This is a genomic window from Amaricoccus macauensis (genome assembly GCF_014201905.1).
GTDB lineage: Bacteria > Pseudomonadota > Alphaproteobacteria > Rhodobacterales > Rhodobacteraceae > Amaricoccus > Amaricoccus macauensis.
The window spans coordinates 1-19,878 of record NZ_JACHFM010000006.1; the positions used below are offsets into that span (position 1 = coordinate 1).

Annotated in this window: 19 protein-coding genes; 8 read left to right on the forward strand and 11 right to left on the reverse strand. The window is 68.5% G+C overall.

The genetic code is table 11. The features are described from left to right. The 3 genes from HNP73_RS20725 to HNP73_RS20735 form a co-directional block, all read left to right on the forward strand. On the forward strand, nt 1–147 hold a 147-nt coding region (locus HNP73_RS20725), incomplete at its 5' end, for an EF-Tu C-terminal domain-related protein (RefSeq protein WP_484477030.1). Nucleotides 148–392: 245 nt separating this feature from the next. Then, nucleotides 393–2,003 carry an FAD-dependent oxidoreductase gene (locus HNP73_RS23995; protein WP_184154707.1) on the forward strand — a complete coding sequence of 537 codons (1,611 nt, stop codon included), beginning with the start codon at nt 393–395 and terminating at the stop codon, nt 2,001–2,003. A gap of 79 nt (nt 2,004–2,082) precedes the next feature. Continuing rightward, nucleotides 2,083–2,868, forward strand: coding sequence for a metallophosphoesterase (locus HNP73_RS20735; RefSeq protein WP_184154710.1), 786 nt, complete (start codon nt 2,083–2,085; stop codon nt 2,866–2,868). Nucleotides 2,869–2,889: 21 nt separating this feature from the next. Here the strand turns inward: HNP73_RS20735 and HNP73_RS20740 are convergent, their stop codons facing one another. Next, the gene (locus tag HNP73_RS20740) at nt 2,890–4,230 is read right to left on the reverse strand and encodes an MFS transporter (protein WP_184154713.1); all 1,341 of its coding nucleotides are present in this window, start codon (nt 4,228–4,230) and stop codon (nt 2,890–2,892) included. Nucleotides 4,231–4,381: 151 nt separating this feature from the next. Then, nucleotides 4,382–5,605, reverse strand: a complete 1,224-nt coding sequence (locus tag HNP73_RS20745) for an aminopeptidase P family protein (protein ID WP_184154930.1) — start codon at nt 5,603–5,605, stop codon at nt 4,382–4,384. A 108-nt stretch (nt 5,606–5,713) separates the two neighbouring features. Here HNP73_RS20745 and HNP73_RS20750 point away from each other — a divergent pair, with 108 nt between their 5' ends. Further along, on the forward strand, nt 5,714–6,643 hold the full coding sequence (locus HNP73_RS20750) for a LysR substrate-binding domain-containing protein (protein WP_184154716.1): 930 nt from the start codon (nt 5,714–5,716) through the stop codon (nt 6,641–6,643). Continuing rightward, on the forward strand, nt 6,640–7,455 hold the full coding sequence (gene murI, locus HNP73_RS20755) for a glutamate racemase (RefSeq protein WP_184154719.1): 816 nt from the start codon (nt 6,640–6,642) through the stop codon (nt 7,453–7,455). Before HNP73_RS20750 ends, murI begins: the two co-directional genes overlap by 4 nt. A gap of 3 nt (nt 7,456–7,458) precedes the next feature. On the opposite strand, the gene HNP73_RS20760 is transcribed toward murI, so the two are convergent. The 8 genes from HNP73_RS20760 to msuE form a co-directional block, all read right to left on the reverse strand. After that, a complete protein-coding gene (locus HNP73_RS20760; RefSeq protein WP_184154722.1) occupies nt 7,459–8,292 on the reverse strand; it encodes an ATP-binding cassette domain-containing protein in 834 nt (277 codons plus the stop codon). 10 nt (nt 8,293–8,302) lie between these two features. After that, nucleotides 8,303–9,067, reverse strand: coding sequence for an ABC transporter permease subunit (locus HNP73_RS20765; RefSeq protein ID WP_184154725.1), 765 nt, complete (start codon nt 9,065–9,067; stop codon nt 8,303–8,305). Then, on the reverse strand, nt 9,064–10,224 hold the full coding sequence (gene ssuD / locus HNP73_RS20770; protein ID WP_184154728.1) for an FMNH2-dependent alkanesulfonate monooxygenase: 1,161 nt from the start codon (nt 10,222–10,224) through the stop codon (nt 9,064–9,066). The genes HNP73_RS20765 and ssuD overlap by 4 nt, the downstream gene beginning before the upstream one ends. A gap of 17 nt (nt 10,225–10,241) precedes the next feature. Then, nucleotides 10,242–11,219, reverse strand: coding sequence for an aliphatic sulfonate ABC transporter substrate-binding protein (locus HNP73_RS20775; RefSeq protein ID WP_184154731.1), 978 nt, complete (start codon nt 11,217–11,219; stop codon nt 10,242–10,244). 113 nt (nt 11,220–11,332) lie between these two features. Next, nucleotides 11,333–12,775: an FAD/NAD(P)-binding protein gene (locus tag HNP73_RS20780; protein ID WP_221288939.1), complete on the reverse strand. Its 1,443-nt coding sequence runs from the start codon at nt 12,773–12,775 to the stop codon at nt 11,333–11,335. Nucleotides 12,776–12,823: 48 nt separating this feature from the next. Next, the gene (locus HNP73_RS20785) at nt 12,824–14,071 is read right to left on the reverse strand and encodes an SfnB family sulfur acquisition oxidoreductase (RefSeq protein ID WP_184154737.1); all 1,248 of its coding nucleotides are present in this window, start codon (nt 14,069–14,071) and stop codon (nt 12,824–12,826) included. A 117-nt stretch (nt 14,072–14,188) separates the two neighbouring features. After that, on the reverse strand, nt 14,189–15,286 hold the full coding sequence (gene sfnG / locus HNP73_RS20790) for a dimethylsulfone monooxygenase SfnG (RefSeq protein ID WP_184154741.1): 1,098 nt from the start codon (nt 15,284–15,286) through the stop codon (nt 14,189–14,191). A 34-nt stretch (nt 15,287–15,320) separates the two neighbouring features. Further along, nucleotides 15,321–15,902, reverse strand: coding sequence for an FMN reductase (gene msuE / locus HNP73_RS20795; RefSeq protein WP_184154744.1), 582 nt, complete (start codon nt 15,900–15,902; stop codon nt 15,321–15,323). Nucleotides 15,903–16,019: 117 nt separating this feature from the next. Here msuE and HNP73_RS20800 point away from each other — a divergent pair, with 117 nt between their 5' ends. From HNP73_RS20800 to HNP73_RS20810, 3 genes are all read left to right on the forward strand, one after another. Continuing rightward, on the forward strand, nt 16,020–16,964 hold the full coding sequence (locus HNP73_RS20800; protein WP_184154747.1) for a sulfonate ABC transporter substrate-binding protein: 945 nt from the start codon (nt 16,020–16,022) through the stop codon (nt 16,962–16,964). Nucleotides 16,965–17,267: 303 nt separating this feature from the next. Further along, entirely contained in the window at nt 17,268–18,788 is a 1,521-nt protein-coding gene (gene nirK / locus HNP73_RS20805; RefSeq protein WP_221288941.1) for a copper-containing nitrite reductase, read from the forward strand. Between the two features lie 126 nt (nt 18,789–18,914). Continuing rightward, entirely contained in the window at nt 18,915–19,610 is a 696-nt protein-coding gene (locus tag HNP73_RS20810; RefSeq protein WP_184154936.1) for a Crp/Fnr family transcriptional regulator, read from the forward strand. Here HNP73_RS20810 and HNP73_RS20815 read toward each other — a convergent pair. After that, nucleotides 19,558–19,815: a DUF1858 domain-containing protein gene (locus HNP73_RS20815; RefSeq protein WP_184154751.1), complete on the reverse strand. Its 258-nt coding sequence runs from the start codon at nt 19,813–19,815 to the stop codon at nt 19,558–19,560. The two genes, HNP73_RS20810 and HNP73_RS20815, sit on opposite strands and share 53 nt — an antisense overlap. Nucleotides 19,816–19,878: the final 63 nt, after the last annotated feature.

The window sequence follows — 19,878 nt, forward strand, 5'->3', positions numbered from 1 at the left end:
GGCACCGAGATGGTCATGCCCGGCGACAACCTGAAGTTCGAGGTGACCCTGATCTCGCCGATCGCCATGGAAGAGAAGCTCCGCTTCGCAATCCGCGAAGGCGGCCGCACCGTCGGCGCCGGCGTCGTCTCCAAGATCATCGAGTAATCCAGAGCAATAGAGTCGCGGCCGGCACCGGCCGGCCGCGACTCACCTGCCGCTGCCGCGACTTGCTGGCCGCAACCCGTACGAGAATCAAATCTTTGCGATAGTCCCATAGGGTATCGTCGCCACATCAACTTCCACCGCTAACGTCTGTGCCCGTCGCCAAAACATAACGGGCGTTATGTTCCGCTATGGGATCAGACCGGTCTGGCGTAGCATTTCCCCCTATATGAACTGGGGGAATTTCAGTGAAGATTAAGGCGTTCGACGATGCAGATGTCATCGTCGTTGGCGCCGGCCTTGGCGGGTCGGCCGCCGCAGTGCATCTCGCAGAATGCGGTTTGAACGTACTGGTGCTCGACGCGGGACCCGAGCCTGCGGCAGCCGAGGCCGCCCGGCCCCGAACACGGCTGCGACGGCTCCTCAGCCGCATTGGCCACAAGATCGGCCTGTCCAGACCCGATCCATCCTACGTCAGCTATTTCACCCGCTCCAGCGATGGCCACGGGACCGCGAAGCCGGTCCTGGTGCGCCATGGACGCGGCCCCGGCGGCTCATCGGCGCTCTACGCCGCCGCGCTCAGCCGGTTCCGACGGGTCGATTTCACCCGGTCGAAACCCGGCACGGCCGCCAATCCGGCCCTGCCGAACGACTGGCCGATCAACTACGACGAGTTCGCGAACTACTACCGCTGCGCCGAAGCGATGATGGGCGTCCGCGGCCACAGCGATCCCGCCGACCCCGATGATCTCGCCCAGCTCCTGCCCCCGCCGCCGCTGGGGCCGGAAGCGCTCGTGATCCACGACGCGCTCACCGCCAATGGCCTCAAGCCGTTTCGGCTGCACGTGGCCATCGACTACCACGCGGGTTGCGCGGAGTGTTTCGGATACCGATGCCAAAGCGCGTGCAAATCGGACGCCTACAACCACGCGCTCAGACAGGCGGTGGAGAGCGGTCTCCTGCGCCTTCGGACCGACGCGACCATTGATCGGATCGAGGTCGATGCCCGCGGCGTCAGGCTGCGCCTCGCCGGCACCGGCGACGTGCTGCGTGCATCACGCCTCGTGCTGGCTGCCGGCGCGCTCAACACGCCGCTGCTCCTCGAACGCTCGGAGGATCTGTGGCGCGAGACCGGACGACCGGCCATGCTGTCGCGTGGGCTCATGTTCCACCTCTCCGAGGCGTTCACCGTCCGGACGCCGGTCGACGCCACCGTCGTCCCGCGCAAGTGGCTCTGCCTGCGGGACTTCTACGACGAGGGCAAGATCAGCATCGGCGAGATCCAGTCGACCGGCGCCACCGTGAGCACCGGCGCGATCATGCACGTCCTGCGGATGCGCGCCGTGAAACGCATCAGCCGCACCCTGATGCCGCTGGTGGAATTCCTGCGGCCAGCGGCCTGGACCGCTGCCCGGCTGATCGGTCCGCTGGCGATCTACGCGACGATCACCGAGGACTTGCCCCACCCGCAGAACATGGTCCGCGAAGAGGGCAACCGGATCGTCGCCTGCTACACGCCGGACCCTGATCTCGTGGCCATATCCACCGCAAAGCGCGCCCAGATCCGCGCCGCGTTCGCCCCGCTGCCGGTGCGGTTCCTGAGCGAGCCAGGCACGCCAAACTGGGGCCATCCCATGGGCACCTGCCGGATGGGGACCGATCCTGCCACCTCCGTCGTGGACGCGGACGGCCGTCTCCATGGCCACCCGATGATCTCGGTCGCCGACGCCTCCGCCTTCCCGTCGTCCGGGGGCACGGGGCCGAGCCTCACGGTGATCGCCCACGCTCTGCGGGTCGCGAGTGTCATTGCCAGTGAGATCGGCGAGTTCGCCGAGGAGGAGCAGCGCATCGCCGGCTGACAGGCGGAGGAGCGGCGGGCTCGCGCGCCGCTCCTCTGCCATCTGGACAAAGGCCGTCGCGCGGGATTACTGCCGGCCCATGACCGACTTGACCGAAGGCCGGCGCCTCTACGCGATTGGCGACATGCATGGGCGCCTCGATCTCGTCCGAGCGACGCTCGAACGGATCCGTCTCGACCTGTCCCGGCGGCCGCACCGCCATCCGCTCGTCATCTGCCTCGGCGATTACATGGACCGCGGGCCGGCCTGCCGGGGCGTTCTGGAGGCGCTGATCGAGCTGCGCGGCTCGGACCTGCCCGCGCGCTTCCTGCTCGGCAATCATGACAGCTACGTGGGCGCCTACCTGCGTGATCCCGACTGGTACGACCGGACCTATCACTGGCTGCACGACGCCATGGGCGGCAATGCCACGCTCGAGTCCTATGGCGTGCCGGATGCCAGCGACACCCACCCGGCGGCAACGCGCGACGCCTTCGCCGCCGCGTTCCCGGCCGGGCACATGGCCTTCCTCGACGCGTGCGAGCTCGGATTCCAGCTTGGGGGGTACTTCTTCGTCCATGCGGGCATCCGGCCCGGCGTGGCGCTCGATGCGCAGGAGCGCGACGATCTCATCTGGATCCGCGAGCCGTTCCTCAGCTCGTCGGCCGACTACGGCGTCAAGGTCGTGCACGGCCACACGATCGTGCCGGAGGTCGAGCACCACGCGAACCGCATCGCGGTCGATACCGGCGCCTTCCGCACCGGCCGGCTCTCGTGTCTGGTACTGGAAGGTGAGGCGGTCGACCTGCTGACCGACGCGGGACCAGTGCCCGTGCCGGTCAGGGCCGACCGCCCCACCTGGCGCACCCTATGGATGCGCCGCTGACGCCCTTGCCGGCGCCATTCTTCAGTCCTCGAGCGGCTCGCCCGCAGTCTCGCGCGCGAAGAGCATCACCGTCAGTGCGATGACCGCGGCGGCGACGAGATACCACGCCGGCGCCAGCTTCGAGCCGGTGACACCGATGAGCCAGGTCGCCACCAGCGGCGCGGTGCCGCCAAAGAGCGCATTCGCCGCGTTGAAGCTGAACGCAAAGCCGGAATAGCGCACCCGGGTCGGGAACAGCTCCGAGAGGAAGCACGGCAGGGTGCCGTCGTTGACCGTGAGGAGCGCCCCGAAGGCGATCTGGATCAGCACGATGCCGAAGAACGAGGCGCCATCAAGCATCGAGAACAGCGGCACGGTCAGCACGATGAACAGCACCGAGGCGGCGAGAAGCGCCGTACGCCGGCCGATCCGGTCGGAGATCGTGCCCATGAGGAAGATCAGGCCGATGTAGGCGGCAAGCGAGATGCTGGTGGCGAGGAAGGACTGTGCATTGCCGAGGCCCATCTCGGTCATCAGGTACGTCGGCATGTACGAGAGGATGAGGTAGAAGCCGACGGCGTTGAGACAGGTCGCGCCGAAGGCGATCGCCATGCGGCCACGGTGCTCGCGGAAGAGCTCGGCGGTCGGCGTGCGGGTCTCCTCGTGCTGCGCCTCCATCTCGCGGAACTTGGGCGTGTCCTCGAGCTTCAGGCGGATGTAGAGGCCGATGAGGCCGAGGGGTGCTGCGAGAAGGAACGGCAGGCGCCAGCCCCAGGACGCCATCTCGGCGTCATCGAGCAGCGCGAACAGCCCGGCCGAGAGCAGCGAGCCGGCGAGGAGCCCGGCAGCGGTCGAGGCGGGGACGATGCTGGTGTAGAGCCCCCGGCGATCGGTCGGGGCATATTCCGCGATGAAGGCGGTGGCGCCGGCGTATTCGCCCGAGGCCGAAAAGCCCTGCACCATGCGCACGACGAGCAGGAGCACCGGGGCGAGAATGCCGATCTGCGCATAGGACGGCAGGATGGCGATGACTGTCGTCGCCCCGGACATGATGAGGATCGACCACGACAGCGCGGTGCGACGACCGATCCGGTCGCCGATGGCGCCCCAGACGATGCCGCCGATCGGGCGCACGATGAAGGAGATCGCGAAGACCCCGAAGGTGGCGAGCAGCGCCGTGTGTGGCGCGATCTCGGGGAAGAAGGCGCGGGCGATCACCGTGGCGAAGAAGCCGTAGGATGCGTAGTCGAACCATTCGACGAAGTTGCCGATGAAACTGGCGCCGAGCACCTTGCGAAGCACGGCGCGATCAGCTGGCGGGTGAGCGGCGGGCACGGCTTCAGCCCGCGCAGCCGCCGTGGCGGCCGTCGTTGCATAGGTCATGTTCTCTCCCGGGGTTTGTTTGTGTTTGGCGGGTGGCCCCGGCCAGCAGGGGCCACCCGACACGTCCGCCGCGCGGATCGCGTCCGATGCGGCCCGTTGTGCGGGCCGGGTTGGCGTCGACCCGACGCGCGTCGGGCCGGCCGGGTTGGCGTTACTTCACGATCAGGTGCTCAGGCCCGTAGGGGAAGCCGGTGATGTTGTCGTTGCCGTCCTCGGTGACGACGAGGATGTCGTGCTCGCGGTAGCCGCCGGCACCCGGCATGTCCTCGGGGATGGTGATCATCGGCTCCATCGACACCACCATGCCGGGTTCAAGGACGGTGTCGCAGTCCTCGCGGAGCTCGAGACCGGCCTCGCGGCCGTAGTAGTGGCAGAGCACGCCGAACGAGTGGCCGTAGCCGAAGCTGCGGTACTGGAGCAGGTTCTTCTCGGCATACATCTCGTTCAGCTCGCGGGCGATGTCGGAGCACCTGTTGCCCGGCACCAGCAGTTCCTTGCCGCGGTCGTGGACCGCACAGTTGACCTCCCAGAGGCGGATGTGCTCGTCGGTCGCGGACTCCGCGAACAGCGTGCGCTCGAGCGCGACGTAGTAGCCCGCGACCATCGGGAAGCAGTTGAGCGACAGGATGTCGCCCGTCTCGATCCGGCGCGAGGTGACGGGGTTGTGGGCGCCGTCGGTGTTGAGCCCCGACTGGAACCAGGTCCAGGTGTCGAGCAGCTCGGCGTGGGGCCAGGTCTTCGCGATCTCGCGGACCATCGTCGCGGTCGAGTGCAGGGCGACCTCATGCTCGGGCGTGCCGACCTTCGTTGCCTCGACGCAGGCGGCGCCGCCGACGTCGGCGATGCGGGCCATCTCGGTGATGTGGGCGATCTCTTCGGCCGACTTCACCATGCGGAGCCGCATCGCCGGGGCGGCGATGTCGACGAACTCCATCTCCGGGAACTCGGCCTTGAGCAGGTTCAGGGTGTCGATGGTGATGTGGTCGAATTCGATGCCGAGGCGCTTCACGCCGCCGGTCAGGGTGCGCACGGCGTGGAACCAGTTGTCCTTGCGCCAGTCGGTGTAGGTAACGTTGCCGCCGAACGTCCGCCGGGCCGGCTGGCCACCGTCGATCCCCGCGGAAATCGAGGTCGAAGCGTCAGGGGTGACGACGAGGCCGTAGCGGCGCCCGAAGTAGCAATAGAGGAAGTCCGAGTAGTAGTTGATGTTATGGTAGGAGGTGAAAAGCGCCGCGTCGGCGCCCACCGCGGCCATGGCGCCGCGGACGGCGTCGAGACGGCGCTGCATCTCGGCGGCCGTGAAAGTCAGTGTCACCTTGGGGCCGTTGCGGGTAAAGTCCTGAAGTCGCTCGCGGGGAAGCACGCTGCCGTCCATTGTCACGGGTTCTCCTGCTGGAATATGCTCGGAGTGTGAGCATCCGACCGGATTCTGTCAAAGGACCGATTCTCGCGCCAGCATGAGCGGCGCTCATGGAGGAGGGTGATGTCACAGGTTCCTCTCGGGGGCCTCCGCTTCTTCGAGGCGGTCGCCCGTCATGGCAGCTTCAGCCGCGCGGCCGACGAGCTTTGCGTGACCCAGTCGGCGGTCAGCCATCAGGTGCGCGGGCTTGAGGACTGGTTCGGCGCGCCGCTCTTCGAGCGCACCGGAAACCGCGCGACCCTGCGGCCGCATGGCGCCGAGCTGGCCGAGTCACTGGCGCGGGCGTTCGGCGAGATCGATGGCGCCTGCCGCCGCGCCCGGCGCGCGGGCGGGCCGCCGGAGCTCGCCGTCGCGGTCATCCCGTCCGTGGCGATCTGCTGGCTGATCCCCCGGCTCGGCGATTTCCGCGCGCTGGTGCCGGGCGTTGCCGTCCGCATCCTCTACGCGATCCATGGCCAGCCCATCGACTTCCGTGACGTGGATCTCGCCGTCGTCTTTGCCGAGCGCCCGCCGAGACCGCCAGGGATGGCGGTGACGCGCTTCCTGCCCGGGCGCACCGTGCCGGTCGCCGCGCCGCACCTCGGCCGGCCCGAGACGCCGGAGGCGATGCTGGCGGCGGGCCTGCTGCACGACACCGATGCCTCGGGCTGGCGGGCGTGGCTCGACGCGGCCGGCGCGGCCGATGTCGAGGTTGCCCCCGGCCCGATGTTCGAGGACTTCAACCTGCTTCGCGCCGCGGCCCTCGCCGGGCAGGGCGTGGCGCTCTGTCCCCTCGCGATCGTTGCCGAGGACCTGCGCGAGGGCCGGCTGGCCCAGCTTTCCGGCGTCACCGTGCGCGAGGACTGCGGCTATTACCTGATCTCCGCCGCGGCCCCTCCCGCCGACCGCGCCCCGGCGATCGCTGCGTTCCGCGACTGGCTCCTCGCGACGGCCGAGGCGGTCGGCGAGACCCCTTCCCTCCCCCCACGGCACTCGTCTAGAGGACTGAGATGAAGATCGGCGTATTCGACAGCGGCCTTGGCGGCCTCACCGTGCTCACGGCGCTCACGCGGGCGCTGCCCTCGCAGGATTTCGTCTACCTCGGCGACAACGCCAACGCCCCATACGGCTGGAAGGCGCCCACCGAGATCTACGAACTGACCATCGCAGGCGTCGAGCGGCTGTTCCGCGAGGATTGCGGTCTTGTCATCCTCGCCTGCAACACGGCCTCCGCCGTGGCCCTGCACGATCTGCAGGTGAACTGGCTGAACCCCGCCGCCCACCGCGTGCTCGGGGTGTTCGTGCCGGTGATCGAGCACCTGACCCGCCGCGACTGGGGCGACAACACGCCGCCGACCCACACCGGCCTGCGGGACGTGGCGCTGTTCGCCACGCCCGCGACGGTGCGCAGTGGTGCCTTCCCGCGTGAGCTGCATTTCCGGGCGCGTGACGTCACGGTCGCGCCGCAGGCCTGCACCGGGCTCGTCGAGGCGATCGAGGCGGGCGATCTCGATCGGGCGGCCGAGGTCGCCCGCGACCACGTGGCCGCCCTCCTCGCCCGACTGCCCGCGCCGCAGTCGGCGGTGCTCGGCTGCACGCACTACCCGCTGGTCGAAGCGGCGTTCCGTGCCGCCTTGCCGTCGGCGACCACGCTCGTCTCGCAACCGGAGCTGATCGCCGCGAGCCTCGGTGACTACCTGAAGCGTCATCCGCGCTTCGCCGGCGGAACCGGCGCCGTGCGCTACCTCACCACTGGCGATCCCGCTATCGTCGGAACGCGCGCGGCCGTCTTTACCGGCGCGCCGGTGGCGTTCGAGGCCGCCTGAGCCTCAGGCCCTCACGACGACCGGGGCCTGCCCGTGGCGCTCCGCGTGATCGCCACCGAGCAGGCGCGACAGGATCCGGCTCTCGAGCCGCGCGACCTCCGGCGTGCCGTGGCGGCGCGGGCGCGGGAGCGGCACATCGACGTCGAGGGCGATGCGCCCCTCGTCGAGCACCACGATCCGGTCAGCGAGCACCACGGCCTCCGCGACGTCATGGGTGACCAGCACCGCCGTGAAGCCCTGCCCGCGCCAGACCCGTTCGAGGAGGCCCTGCATCTCGATCCGGGTGAGCGCGTCGAGCGCGCCCAGCGGCTCGTCGAGCGCAAGGACGCGCGGCTCGCCGACGAGCGCGCGGGCGAGCGCCACACGCTGGCGCTGGCCGCCCGAGAGCACCGACGGCCACTCTCCGGCGCGGTCTTCAAGGCGGACCTCGGCGAGGCGCCTGCGGGCGCGCTCGCGGGCGGGCTTGCCCGAGGCGATGCCGGTGAGCCCCACGGTCACGTTATCGACGACGCGCGCCCACGGCAGCAGGCGCGGCTCCTGAAACATGATGCGCGTGTCGGCGGTCTGCGCATCGCCATGCCGGATCGTGCCCTCGGTCGGCTGATCGAGGCCGGCGAGCAGGCGCAGGAGTGTCGACTTGCCGCAGCCACTCTTGCCGACGATGGCGAGGAACTGCCCCCGGGGCACGACGAGGTCGACGCCCTGAAGCACGGTCTTGCCATCGAACCGCTTGACGAGGCCGCGGATCTCGAAGCCGGGCGGACCGGAGACGTCGCGCGGGATCTCGCGTACCTTGGGCGACGCCGGGATTGGGTAAGGGAAGGTATGGTCGAGCATGGTCATCGCCTCAGGTCTGGAAGGCCGGGTGCCAGGCGAGCGTCCGGCGCTCGAGCAGGCGGGCGAACGTGTCGGCGAGCTTGCCGAGCAGCGCGTAGATCAGGATCGAGAGCACGACGACGTCGATCATCAGGAACTCACGCGCCTGCATCGCCATGTAACCGAGCCCGGACGAGGCCGAGATGGTTTCCGCGACGATCAGCGTCAGCCACATGATGCCGAGCGCATAGCGCAGCCCGGTGAAGATCGCCGGCAGTGCCCCGGGCAGGATCACCCGCCAGAACAGCCGGGCAGGCTTCATGCCGTAGATCCGGCCCATCTCCACGAGCTGCGGGTCGACGCCCTGAATCCCCAGCAGCGTATTGACATAGATCGGGAAGAAGACGCCAAGCGCGACGAGAAAGAGCTTCGCTTCCTCGCCGATGCCGAACCACAGGATGACGAGCGGGATCAGCGCGAGGTGCGGGATGTTGCGCACCATCTGCAGCGTCGTGTCGGTCATGTCGCGCGACAGCCGCGAAAGCCCGTTGGCGAGGCCGAGCGCGAAGCCGATCGAGCCGCCGATGGCAAAGCCCGCCAGCGCCCGCCAGGACGACACCCAGATGTTGCGCAGCAGCTCCCCCGAGAGGAGCAGCTTCCAGAAGGCCGCCGCCACGGCCGAGGGGGCCGGCAGGACGTTCGCGGCGATGAACCCCGCCCGGGAAAGTGCCTCCCAGGCGAGAATGATCGTGAGCGGCAGGAGCCAGCCGATCGAGTTTCGCGCCAGCGCCGTCACGAGGCGGCCCGAAGGTTGCCGCCGTGGCTGCCACCGGCAAAGACGCGCTTCTGGCCGAACTCGTTGAGGAAGCCGCCCGCCTGCTCGCCACGCTCGATGCCGAGCGCGGGGAAGAGAAGCTCCGCGACGCGGTAGCTTTCTTCGAGATGCGGATAGCCCGAGCCGATCACCGTATCGATGCCGATCTCCTGATATTCGCGCAGCCGGGCCGCCACGCTCTCGGGCGAACCGACGAGGGCGGTGCCGGCCCCGGCCCGCACGAGCCCGACCCCGGCCCAGAGGTTCGGCGAGACCTCGAGCCTGTCGCGACTCCCCTGATGCAGGGCGAACATCCGCTTCTGGCCGACGCTGTCGCTCTCCTTGTTGAAGTGCTTGGCGGCGGCGGCGATCGTCTCGTCGTCGAGCTTCGAGATCAGCCGGTCGGCCGCCGCCCACGCCTCTTCCTCGGTTTCGCGGACGATGAAGTGCAGGCGGATGCCGAAGCTGACCTCGCGGCCCTCTTCCCGCGCGGCGGCGCGCACGCGGTCGATCTTCTCGGCGACCTGCGCCGGCGGCTCACCCCAGGTCAGGTACTTGTCGACGCGGCCGGCGGCGAAATCGATGCCCGCGTCGGACGAGCCACCGAAGTAGAGCGGCGGGCGCGGCGACTGGACCGGCGGATAGCCGAGGGTCGCGCCGATCGCCTTGATGTGCTCGCCGTCGAGATTGGCCGAGCCGGTGGCGAGCAGATCCTCGAAGACGTCGAAGAACTCTTCCGCGTGGCCGTAGCGCTGGTCATGCGGCAGGAAGACGCCGTCCCCCTTCAACTCGGCCGGGTTGCCGCCCACGACGATATTGAGAAGCAGGCGGCCGTTCGACACCCGGTCGAGGGTCGAGGAAAGCCGGGCGTAGTAGGCCGGCGAGGCAACGCCCGGGCGGATCGCCACGAGGAACTTCAGCCGGCGCGTGACCGGCGCGAGCGCCGCCGCCATGACGAAGGACTCCTCGCAACCGGCCCCGGTGGGCAACAGGACGCCGGTGTAGCCGAGGCGATCGACGGCAACGGCGACCTGCGAGAGATAGTCATAGCTCGGCGCGCGGTTGAGGTCGGAGGAGCCGAGATAGGCTCCGTCACCGGAGGTCGGGATGAACCAGAAGAAGTCGATGGGCTGGGTCATTTCATGCCTTTCTCGGATCAGCTGGCCTTGGGCTGCCAGACGATGTCCTGAATGTTGAGCGGCTTCGGCAGGATCCCGAGGCCGTAGAATTCGTCCGCCAGCGCCTGCTGGTAGGCTTGCGCGTCCCGGTTCATCGGCGCGACGCTGCCGAGATCGAAGCCCTTGCGGGTCAGTGTGATACGGGTGATGTCCTCGCGGACGCCGGTGATCCGGCTGAGGACCGGCACCGTCCTGTCGAGATCGCTCTGGGCGGCACGGCCGACGACGGCGAGCTCGTTCAGGATGTCAACGACAACATCGGGAGTCTCGCTGGCGAAATCACCGTTCGCAAGGAAGTAGGACCACGACGGGACGAGCCCCTCGGCGGTCGTCAGCACCCGGGCGTCCGGGTCGTCCTCGGCAACAGCGAGGTAGGGATCCCAGATCGTCCATGCGTCGATGCTGCCCGCCCGGAATGCCGCCAGCGCGTCAGGCGGCGAGAGGTCCGACGCCTCGACGTCATCGGGCGTCAGACCGCCCTTGCGCAGCGCCTTCACGGTGATGTTGTGGGCACTCGATCCGCGCTTGAAGGCGACCTTCCGGCCCTTCAGATCGGCGAGGGTCCGGATCGGCGAGTCCTTGTGGACGAGAATTGCCGAGCCCTGCGGACTGCCGGCATAGGTTCCGACATAGACGAGATTCCGCCCCGATGCCTGCGCGAAGAGCGGCGGCACGTCGCCGGTCGCGCCAAAGTCCAGCGCCCCGGCGCCGAGCGCCTCGAGAAGCGGCGGCCCGGAGGTGAACTCCGACCAACGGACCTCGATGCCCTGCGCGGCGAACCGCCGTTCCAGCGCGCCCTGGCTCTTCGCAAGGGCGACCACGCCGTTCTTCTGCCAGCCAATCCGCAGCGTCCTTGTCCCGGCGGCGTTGGCGTTGCCCCATATGAGCAGCGGAGCGGCGAGACTGGCGACAAGGCCGAGCCCGCCTCCGGCGATGACACTTCGTCGCGATACCATGAACAAAACCTCTTTCTCACTCGGGTGCAGCCTAAGCCAAATCATCTAAATCACGATAGTCTAAATCGTCTATTTAGACGGATGCCGGCGATCTTCCGCTCGCCCCCGGTCCGTCAGCCGACGGCCAGAGCTTCTTCCGGCAGCGCCTTGCCGATGTCACCGGCCTTGCGGGCAAGGACGCCGGCCACGTGCTCCGCGTGACGGATCACCTCGGGGACGCCCATCAGTTCACCGACGCACCCCCGCGCGAGCGGGCCGACGACAAAGAGCGTGTCGGAGACAGAGCCCTCGCCCCCGACCGCGCGACAATGCTCTGCGACGTGCAGACCAAGTCCGTTCGGGTCGGCGGCGATGAGACCTTCCGCAGCCAGCGCCCGCAGCGCCGGGTTCGAGCTGAGGGCGCTCGCGTGATCCGGGCCGGTGGTCACGACGACGGTGTCGAAGACCTCCGAGGCGACCTCGTCGCAGCCGCGCGGGCGATACTCGACGACGATGCCGCCCTCCTCCTCGTGCGCCGAGACCAATCGGGCCGCGACGGTCTCGAGGCGACCGAGGCGGACCTGGAGATCGAGGGCTTCCTCGACCTGCGGGGCGACCCTGAAGCGGTGCACGTCCCAGAACGTCCGAAGGTGGCGTACGAGCCGCCGGCGCTCGCCCTCGGGCAGTACCGCCCAGATCGCCTGTCCCTGGTCGCGGATCGCGTCGAGCACCGCGTGCCAGCTTCGACCACGCGCCTCATCGGCGACCACCGCCGCGCGAATGCGCCGGAGCAGCCCGAGGGCCGTGGGCGGCGCGTCGGCCGCGAAGTCGATCGCGCATTTCCCGGAGACGACTCCGTGCCCGCGCGACCGAAGCCCGTGGCGCGAGAGCGCGGTGATCCGCCCCCGGAACCCGCGGCGGGCGAGGCTCGCGGCCACGTCCGCCGAGGTCAGGCCCGCACCGACGATCAGAAGCCGCTCCGAATGGCCGATCGCGGCGATGCGGGCGTTGTCGTAGGGACTTGCGACGAGACGCCGTGACGCGACGAGTCCGCGCAGCGGCGCCGGCACCGACGGCGCCGGATGCGTCATCGCCAGGACCACGAGATCCGCGCCAAGGGCGGTGCCGTCCGAGAGATCGATGAGGTAGCGCTCGTTCGACCGGGTGACCGAGACGGCGAAGGCCCGGGCGTGCCGGACCGCGCCGCTCGCCAGAAGCGGCTCGAGATGTGCCGCGACGTAACTGCCGAACACCCCGCGCTCGGGGAAGAAGTCACCGCGCGCGGTCAGCGTGCCCGGCGACATGCGGATGTTCTCGGCCGCCAGCCAGTTCATGAAGTGGTTCAGGTCATCGCCGTAGAGCGTCATCCGCGACGCGGGAACGTTGATCCGGTGAGCGGGCTCGTCCGAGGAATAGGCGAGCCCGCGCCCGAGGGCTTCCCGCGGCTCGACCACGATGATCTCCACCTCCTCCGGCGCGATCGTCCGGGAGAGGTGAAACGCCGTCGCGGCACCGGTGAGCCCGCCGCCGAGGATGGCGACGACGGGGCGGGCCCGGCGGGGTTTGTCCATGATCATGACTGTTTACTCGCTTGTTGCAGGGTCACCAGAGGTTGGACGGTAGGATCAGCTCCAGGCGTGGCTGGGCGGGTTCACGCCGTTCAGGTAGTAGTTGCCGAGGATCGCGTACTTCCAGCGCACCGGGTCGTGCAGCGTGTGCGTCCGGGCGTTGCGCCAGTGCCGGTCAAGGTTGTGCTCGGCCAGCGTCGAGCGGGTGCCGGCAAGCTCGAAGAGCTTGTTCGTCGCGGCGATCGACAGCTCGGTCGTCAGGACCTTGGCCTCGGCGGTCGCGACCTGCGCCTCGGCGACGGTCTCGGCGCCCGGCTCGGCGATGGCGTGGTCGATCTTCGCGCTCGCCACATCGAGCAGCGCGGCCGAGGCGCGTTCGCGGAGCTTCAGGTCGCCGATCGCCTGGATCGTGTAGGGATCCTGCCACGCGTGATCGAGACCGCTGTCGACCCACGCCCGCGATTTCGTCTTCACGAAGTCGATGGTGTCGGCGATCGCCGCGCGGGCGATCCCAAGGTCCACCGCCGCCTGGATCACCTGAAAGACCGGGCCATCGGCCGAAGGGGTCTCGTAGCCCTTGTAGCCCGGGATCAGGTGGGTTTTCGGCACCTTGACGTTGTCGAGGATCACCGTCCCGGAAAGCGTGGTGCGCTGGCCGAAGCTCGACCAGTCGTCGATCACCGTCAGCCCCTGCGCGCCACGATCGGCGATCGCGTACCAGGCCCGGTTCTGGTCATCGAGCGCAACGATCGGCACCCGGTGGGCCAGCAGGGCGCCGGAGGCGTAGAACTTGCGGCCGTTGACCACCACATGATCACCGGCGTCGGTCCATGTGGTGTGGAAATCGACCGCCCGCTTCGAGCCGAATTCCGAGAAGGCGTTGCCGAAGCGCGTGCCCTTCAGCACCTCGGCGAAGAGCAGCGTCTTCTGCGCCTCGGCGGCCACCGTGCGGATCGCCGCAACGACGCCGAGGTGGTTCTGCGGGATCTGCCCGAGGCTCGGGTCGGCCTCCGCGATGATCGCGATCACCCGGTTCAGGGTGACGTAGGAGAGTTCAGGGCCGCCGTAGATCTTCGGCACGCTGATCGACCAGAGGCCGCTCTGCGAGAAGGCGTCGAGCTCGGCGAGCGGCCAGATGCGTTCGCGGTCACGCTGCGACGCGCCCCTGGCGAACTCGGTGGCGAGTTCCTTCGCGATGGCGATCGCCTCGTCATCGGTGCGGATGACGTGCGCCGGTGCCTTCGGGCGGGCGACAGGCGGGACGGCGGCGCCTTCGCTGGCGCGCGGCAGGCTGTGGACGGTCATGGGTGTAGCTCCTTGTCGGGGGGGAGCGCCGCGCGGGCGACGCCACAAAGATCTCTGGCTGCGGGGACCGCGTGCCCCCTGTGAGGGTCGGAAGTTGCGGGCTCGCCGATCGCGGCCCTACTCGGCCGCGACGGCGGTGCGGCTGCGGTTCGCCTCCAACTCGCGGACGAGCGGGATCACCCGCTTGCCGAAGAACTCCACCTCCTCCTGGAAGTGCAGGAAGCCGAGCAGCACGAGGTCCGCGCCCGCGTCCTTCAGCGCGATGATCCGTCCGGCGATCTGCTCGGGCGTGCCGATCAGGTTCGACCGGAAGCCGTCGTTGTACTGGACGAGATCGTCGAAGCTCGACTTCGCCCAGTTGCCTTCGCCTTCGGGCGAGGCCGCGCCGGCGTTCTTCACCTCGTGGGCAAAGCCGTGCACCGCGTCCGGGTTCGCCTTGTCGATGATTTCCCCGAGCACCGCGCGGGCCTCCGCCTCGGTGTCCCGGGCGATCGCGAAGCTGTTGATGCCGATCTTCACCCGGCGGCCCTGCTCGGCAGCCTTGGCCCGGATGTCCTCGACCTGTGTGGCGAGACCCTCGGGCGTGTTGCCGTTGGTGAAATACCAGTCCGACACCCGCGCGGCCATGTCGCGCGCCGCGCGGCTGGAGCCGCCCTGAAAGATCTCGGGCTGCGGGTCGATCGGCTTCGGTTTCATCGTGTAGTTGCGGAAGCGGTAGAAATCACCGGCGAAGGTGAAGTCGTCCTCGCTCCAGATGCCGCGCATCGCCCGGATGAACTCCTCCGACCGGCGATAGCGCTCGTCGTGGTCGAGCCAGGGCTCGCCGATCGCCGAGAACTCGCCGCGGAACCAGCCGGAGACGACGTTCACGGCGATCCGGCCTTCGGTGAGGTTGTTGATGGTGGCGATCTGCTTCGCGGCCAGCGCCGGATTCCACGGCCCCGGCAGGAGTGCGGCAATGATCTTCAGCCGCTCGGTGGCGGCGGCGAGCGCGTGGCTGAACGACACGGACTCGTGCTGGTTGTCGGCGCCATAGCCGGCGGTGAAGCGGATCTGCGACAGCGCATATTCGAAGCCCGCCGCTTCCGCGATCTGCGCGAGCTTGCGGTTGTAGTCGATGCCCCAATGGGTGCGCTGCTCGATATTGCTGATGACGAGCCCGCCCGAGACGTTGGGCACCCAGTAGGCAAACTTGATCGGCGTTTCCGTGGTCATCGGAATCGTCTCCTGTTGAGTCTGGTTGGACGGGTCAGAACGCCAGGGCGTGCACGGCGTCACTGTGGGCGACTGAGCGCGGCGCGACCTGCGGCAGGAAGGGCGCGAACTGGCCGACCGCCCGGTCAAGCCGGTCGAGCAGCGCCTCCGAGGCGATCTCCCCGTCGTGGAAATCCGCGTCCGAGGCATAGACGCCCGTGGCAAGGGCCTGCGCCTCGAAGAAACCGAGGAGCGGGCGGAGCTGGTGCTCGATGACAAGCGCATGGCGCGCGCCCCCACCGGTCGCACCGAGCAGGACCGGCTTGCCCATGAGCGCCAGCGGGTCGATGAGATCGAGCAGGTGCTTGAAGAGGCCGCCGTAGCTGCCCTTGTAGACCGGGCTCGCGAGCACGAGCCCGTCCGCCTCGATCATGAGATCGACCGCTGCGCGGGCAACCGTGTCGAGATCGCCGATTCGCACCGCGCCGCCGAGCGAACCGGCGATCGAGGAAAGCTCGATCACCACCGGCTCCCGCCCGTACCTCGCGGCGGCGCGCTCGACCGCGGCCGCGACCAGCGCCCGCGTCCGCGACGGATTGCTGAGGCTGCCCGACAGTCCGACAATCTTTCCGTTCATGGTCACTCAGTCCCGAATCACTATTAACTTGGTCGAGATTATAGATATAAAAAGCGCCCGCAACTACGACCTTCGCATGCGCGAAAAATTGCGCATCATTGCATCAAGGAGACGGAAATGCGTGTGACAAGAAGAGCTTTCGGGATCGGCGCCACCGCTGGCATCGGCCTCGCGCTCGCAGGCGCTCCGGTGCTGGCCGCCGGGAAAGAGGTACGCGTCGGCTTCCAGAAATATGGCGCGCTGGTGCTTCTGAAGGGCAAGGGGCTCCTGGAGGAGAAGCTTGCTCCACTCGGCTACAAGGTCACGTGGGCCGAGTTCACCGCCGGGCCGCAGATGCTCGAGGGGCTGAACGCGGGCGCCATCGACATCGCGCAGACCGGCGAAGCGCCGCCGATCTTCGCTCAGGCGGCGAGCCCGCGACTGACCTACTTCGCCTTCGAGCCGCCGGCCCCGAAGGGCGAGGCGATCCTTGTCCCGAAGGACAGCCAGGTCCGGTCGGTGGCCGATCTCCGGGGCAAGAGGGTCGCGCTCAACAAGGGATCGAACGTCCACTATCTGGTCATTCGCGCGCTCGAGGCCGCCGGCGTTGGCTATGACGAGATCCGGCCGACGTTCCTCACCCCCGCCGATGCACGCGCCGCCTTCGCCACGGGCGCCGTCGATGCCTGGGCGATCTGGGATCCGTTCCAGGCCTCGGCGGAGCAGACGCTCGGAGCCCGCGAGCTGGTGAACGCCGAGGGGCTCGCGCCGAACTATCAGTTCTATCTCGGCGAGCGCTCGTTCGTCGAAGCGAACCCGGACGCGATCCGGGCCCTCTCCGAGGCAATCCACGAGATCGGCGTCTGGATCTCGGAGAACCCCAAGGCCGCGGCCGACGAGCTGGCGCCCCTGACCGGCATTCCCCCCGAGGCGCTCGAACTTGCGCTGACGCGCCAGAGCTTTGGCGTGGCCCCCCTCACCTCGCAGGTGGTCGCCGATCAGCAGCGCATCGCGGACACCTTCGCGGCGCTCGGCCTGCTGCCGCGGCCGGTGGTCGTCGCTCAGGCCGTCGTCGGCATCTAGGGATCCAAGGTCCACGGGGGCGCGCACCGCCGCAGCCTTCCTCTCCTCAAACGCCGGCCGGGTCGCGCCCACGAGCGTGTGCGTCCCGGCCCGCCCCGCCGGATGTTCGCACGGCCGCGCGAGCCGGGCCGCGTGGCGCGTCCGGCGGTTGAGTGCTTGCGATTCTGCAACGACGGCGATGGCGCCAGCGATCAACGATCCGCCCGGGTCACGGGGGCGTGAAATGCCGGCAACCCGGGCCCGCTCGGTGTCGAAAGCAGATTCACGACACGCAAGTCCGGAGGATCGAGGATGATTTCAGATATGACAAGAACGGCCGGCTTACCCCCCGGCCTGTGGCGGACGCTCGGCCAGACCATTCTGGCGATGCTCTGCCTCGCGCTCGTGGCGTTGGTCGTCCCCGGCACGGCGCGGGCCCAGAGCCATGACCACGGCGGCACGGCGACCGAGGCTGCCACGACCCAACCGGCAACAAGCGAAACCGCCGCGACCGAGGCCACCTCTGCCGGAGCCTCTCCGGGAGTCAGTTACCACGCGCCCCTCGTCTTCACCCTGCGCACCGGCATCGCCCAGGGCCGCATGGTCTATATCGGCGTCGGTGGCACGATCAACGGCCAGATCAACCCGACGCTCACCGTCTACGAGGGTGAACTCGTGCAGGTGAACCTCATCAACGGTGAGGGCGCCGAGCACGACATGTTCGTCGACCAGTACAACGCCCGCTCGTCGCTGGTCGTGGAGAAGAACGCGTCGTCGACGTTTTCCTTCCTCGCCAACAAGCCCGGCGAGTTTGCCTACTTCTGCACGATCCCCGGCCACCGCGCGGCCGGAATGGAGGGCCTGATCCAGGTCATCGCCGGATCACGCGAGGAGGCCGACGACCAGGTGGCGGACATCGTGCGCGACCCCGGGGACGTCCCGGAGCCGATCGGGCAGCGTCAGCCGGAGGTCGTGAAGGTCGAGCTCGAGACCGTCGAGCTGAAGGGCCGGCTCGACAACGGCACCAGCTATGAGTTCTGGACCTTCAACCGCAAGGTACCGGGGCCGCTCATCCGCGTTCGCGTCGGCGACACCGTCGAGGTGAAGCTCAAGAACCATGCGGACAGCGTGGTGATGCACTCGGTCGACTTCCACGCCGCGACCGGACCGGGTGGCGGCGCCCACTCGACGCAGACCGAGCCGGGGGCCGAGAACACCGTCACCTTCAAGGCTCTGAAGCCCGGCGTCTACGTCTACCACTGCGCCACGCCGAGCGTCGCCCACCACATCACCAATGGCATGTACGGCATGATCGTCGTCGAGCCGGAAGGCGGCCTGCCGCAGGTCGACCGCGAGTTCTACGTGATGCAGGGCGAGCTCTACACGGTCGAGCCCTTCGGCACGCAGGGCGAGATGGAGATGGACTACGACAAGCTCATCTCCGAGAACCCGGAATACTTCGTGTTCAACGGTGCTGTGGAGTCGCTCACCAAGCGGCATCCGCTCTACGCAAACGCCGGCGAGACCGTGCGGATCTACTTCGGCGTCGGCGGCCCGAACTTCACGTCGTCGTTCCATGTGATCGGCGAAATCTTCGACACCGCCTATTCCTTCGGCAGTGTCACCTCGCCGCCGCTGACCAACGTGCAGACGATCACCGTGCCCCCCGGCGGCTCGACGGTCGTCGACTTCAAGCTCGATCGGGCGGGGACGTTCGTGCTCGTCGACCACGCGCTGTCGCGCGCCGAGCGCGGCCTCGCCGGCTACCTGATCGTCGACGGCCCGGAGAATGACGAGATCATGCACTCCGGCACCGCCGACCAGGCACCGGCACCGGCGCAGTAATCCACGCCGATCGCTGCACCCAGGGCGCCACACCCCGCGGCCGGCCTCCATCGGGGGTCGGCCGCTCTCTTTCGGATTCCAACAGGATGGGTTTAGATGGTCGCGCCCCATTCTGCCGGTGATGCATTGCCCAAGCTTGATGAAAGCCTCCTGACAAGCCTCCCGCCGTTTTCCCGACTGTCTCGGACCGAGATCCGCGAGATCCTCGACCGCGCGACGCCCAGGCGTTACCCTGAGGGTACGGCGGTCTTTCGCGAGGGCGCATCCTCCGACCGCTTCTTCCTGCTGCTCGACGGCTATATCCGGGTCGTCCGCACCACCTCGGACGGCGAGCAGGTGATCGCCCTGCACATCCCGCCCGGCCAGCTCTTCGGCATTGCCCCGGCAATCGGACGTGAAACCTACCCCGCCACCGCCATCGCCGCCGTGGAATCGCTGGCGCTCGGATGGCCGGTGCGGCTCTGGTCAGAGTTCTCGGCGAACTACGACGGGTTTGCCACGGAATCCTACCGCACGTTGGGCGCGCGGCTCGGCGAGTTCCAGTCCCGGGTGACCGAACTCGCGACGCAGGCGGTGGAGCGGCGGGTGGCGTCGGCACTCCTCAGGATGGTGAACCAGTCCGGTCGCCAGACCGAGGACGGCATCGAGATCGTGTTTCCCGTCACGCGGGCCGACATCGCCGAAATGACCGGAACGACGCTTCACACCGTCAGCCGCCTGCTCTCGGCGTGGGAACGCGAGGGGATCGTCAAGAGCGCGCGCCGACGGGTCACCGTCTCGGCTCCTCATCGTCTTGTCGTACTGAGCGGCGCCGCGAAGTAGCACCGGCCACAATGGCTCGCAGTTCGGCCCGGAAGACCACCTCATCGAGGTGATACTCGACGCACGTGTCGATGACCGTGTGAAACGGCGCGATCGGACAGCCGACACATGCCGTCTCGTGCCGCCAGAAAACGCGCGCGACCTCCGGCCAGCGGTGGAAAATCTCGGCGAGCGTGAGATCCGGGTCGTCGATGTCCACGGACATGGAAGCGTCCTCCCTGGCGCCGCCTGAGCGTGCCGCCGCCCGGATGCCGCTTCTTTGCATTTT

Bases quoted from the DNA above. Each gene is read 5' to 3' on its own strand.
- HNP73_RS20735 (WP_184154710.1), top strand. From the start codon at position 2,083: ATGACCGACTTGACCGAAGGCCGGCGCCTCTACGCGATTGGCGACATG.
- HNP73_RS20740 (WP_184154713.1), bottom strand. From the start codon at position 4,230: ATGACCTATGCAACGACGGCCGCCACGGCGGCTGCGCGGGCTGAAGCC.
- HNP73_RS20745 (WP_184154930.1), bottom strand. From the start codon at position 5,605: ATGGACGGCAGCGTGCTTCCCCGCGAGCGACTTCAGGACTTTACCCGC.
- HNP73_RS20750 (WP_184154716.1), top strand. From the start codon at position 5,714: ATGTCACAGGTTCCTCTCGGGGGCCTCCGCTTCTTCGAGGCGGTCGCC.
- murI (WP_184154719.1), top strand. From the start codon at position 6,640: ATGAAGATCGGCGTATTCGACAGCGGCCTTGGCGGCCTCACCGTGCTC.
- HNP73_RS20760 (WP_184154722.1), bottom strand. From the start codon at position 8,292: ATGCTCGACCATACCTTCCCTTACCCAATCCCGGCGTCGCCCAAGGTA.
- ssuD (WP_184154728.1), bottom strand. From the start codon at position 10,224: ATGACCCAGCCCATCGACTTCTTCTGGTTCATCCCGACCTCCGGTGAC.
- HNP73_RS20775 (WP_184154731.1), bottom strand. From the start codon at position 11,219: ATGGTATCGCGACGAAGTGTCATCGCCGGAGGCGGGCTCGGCCTTGTC.
- HNP73_RS20780 (WP_221288939.1), bottom strand. From the start codon at position 12,775: ATGATCATGGACAAACCCCGCCGGGCCCGCCCCGTCGTCGCCATCCTC.
- HNP73_RS20785 (WP_184154737.1), bottom strand. From the start codon at position 14,071: ATGACCGTCCACAGCCTGCCGCGCGCCAGCGAAGGCGCCGCCGTCCCG.
- sfnG (WP_184154741.1), bottom strand. From the start codon at position 15,286: ATGACCACGGAAACGCCGATCAAGTTTGCCTACTGGGTGCCCAACGTC.
- msuE (WP_184154744.1), bottom strand. From the start codon at position 15,902: ATGAACGGAAAGATTGTCGGACTGTCGGGCAGCCTCAGCAATCCGTCG.
- HNP73_RS20800 (WP_184154747.1), top strand. From the start codon at position 16,020: ATGCGTGTGACAAGAAGAGCTTTCGGGATCGGCGCCACCGCTGGCATC.
- nirK (WP_221288941.1), top strand. From the start codon at position 17,268: ATGACAAGAACGGCCGGCTTACCCCCCGGCCTGTGGCGGACGCTCGGC.
- HNP73_RS20815 (WP_184154751.1), bottom strand. From the start codon at position 19,815: ATGTCCGTGGACATCGACGACCCGGATCTCACGCTCGCCGAGATTTTC.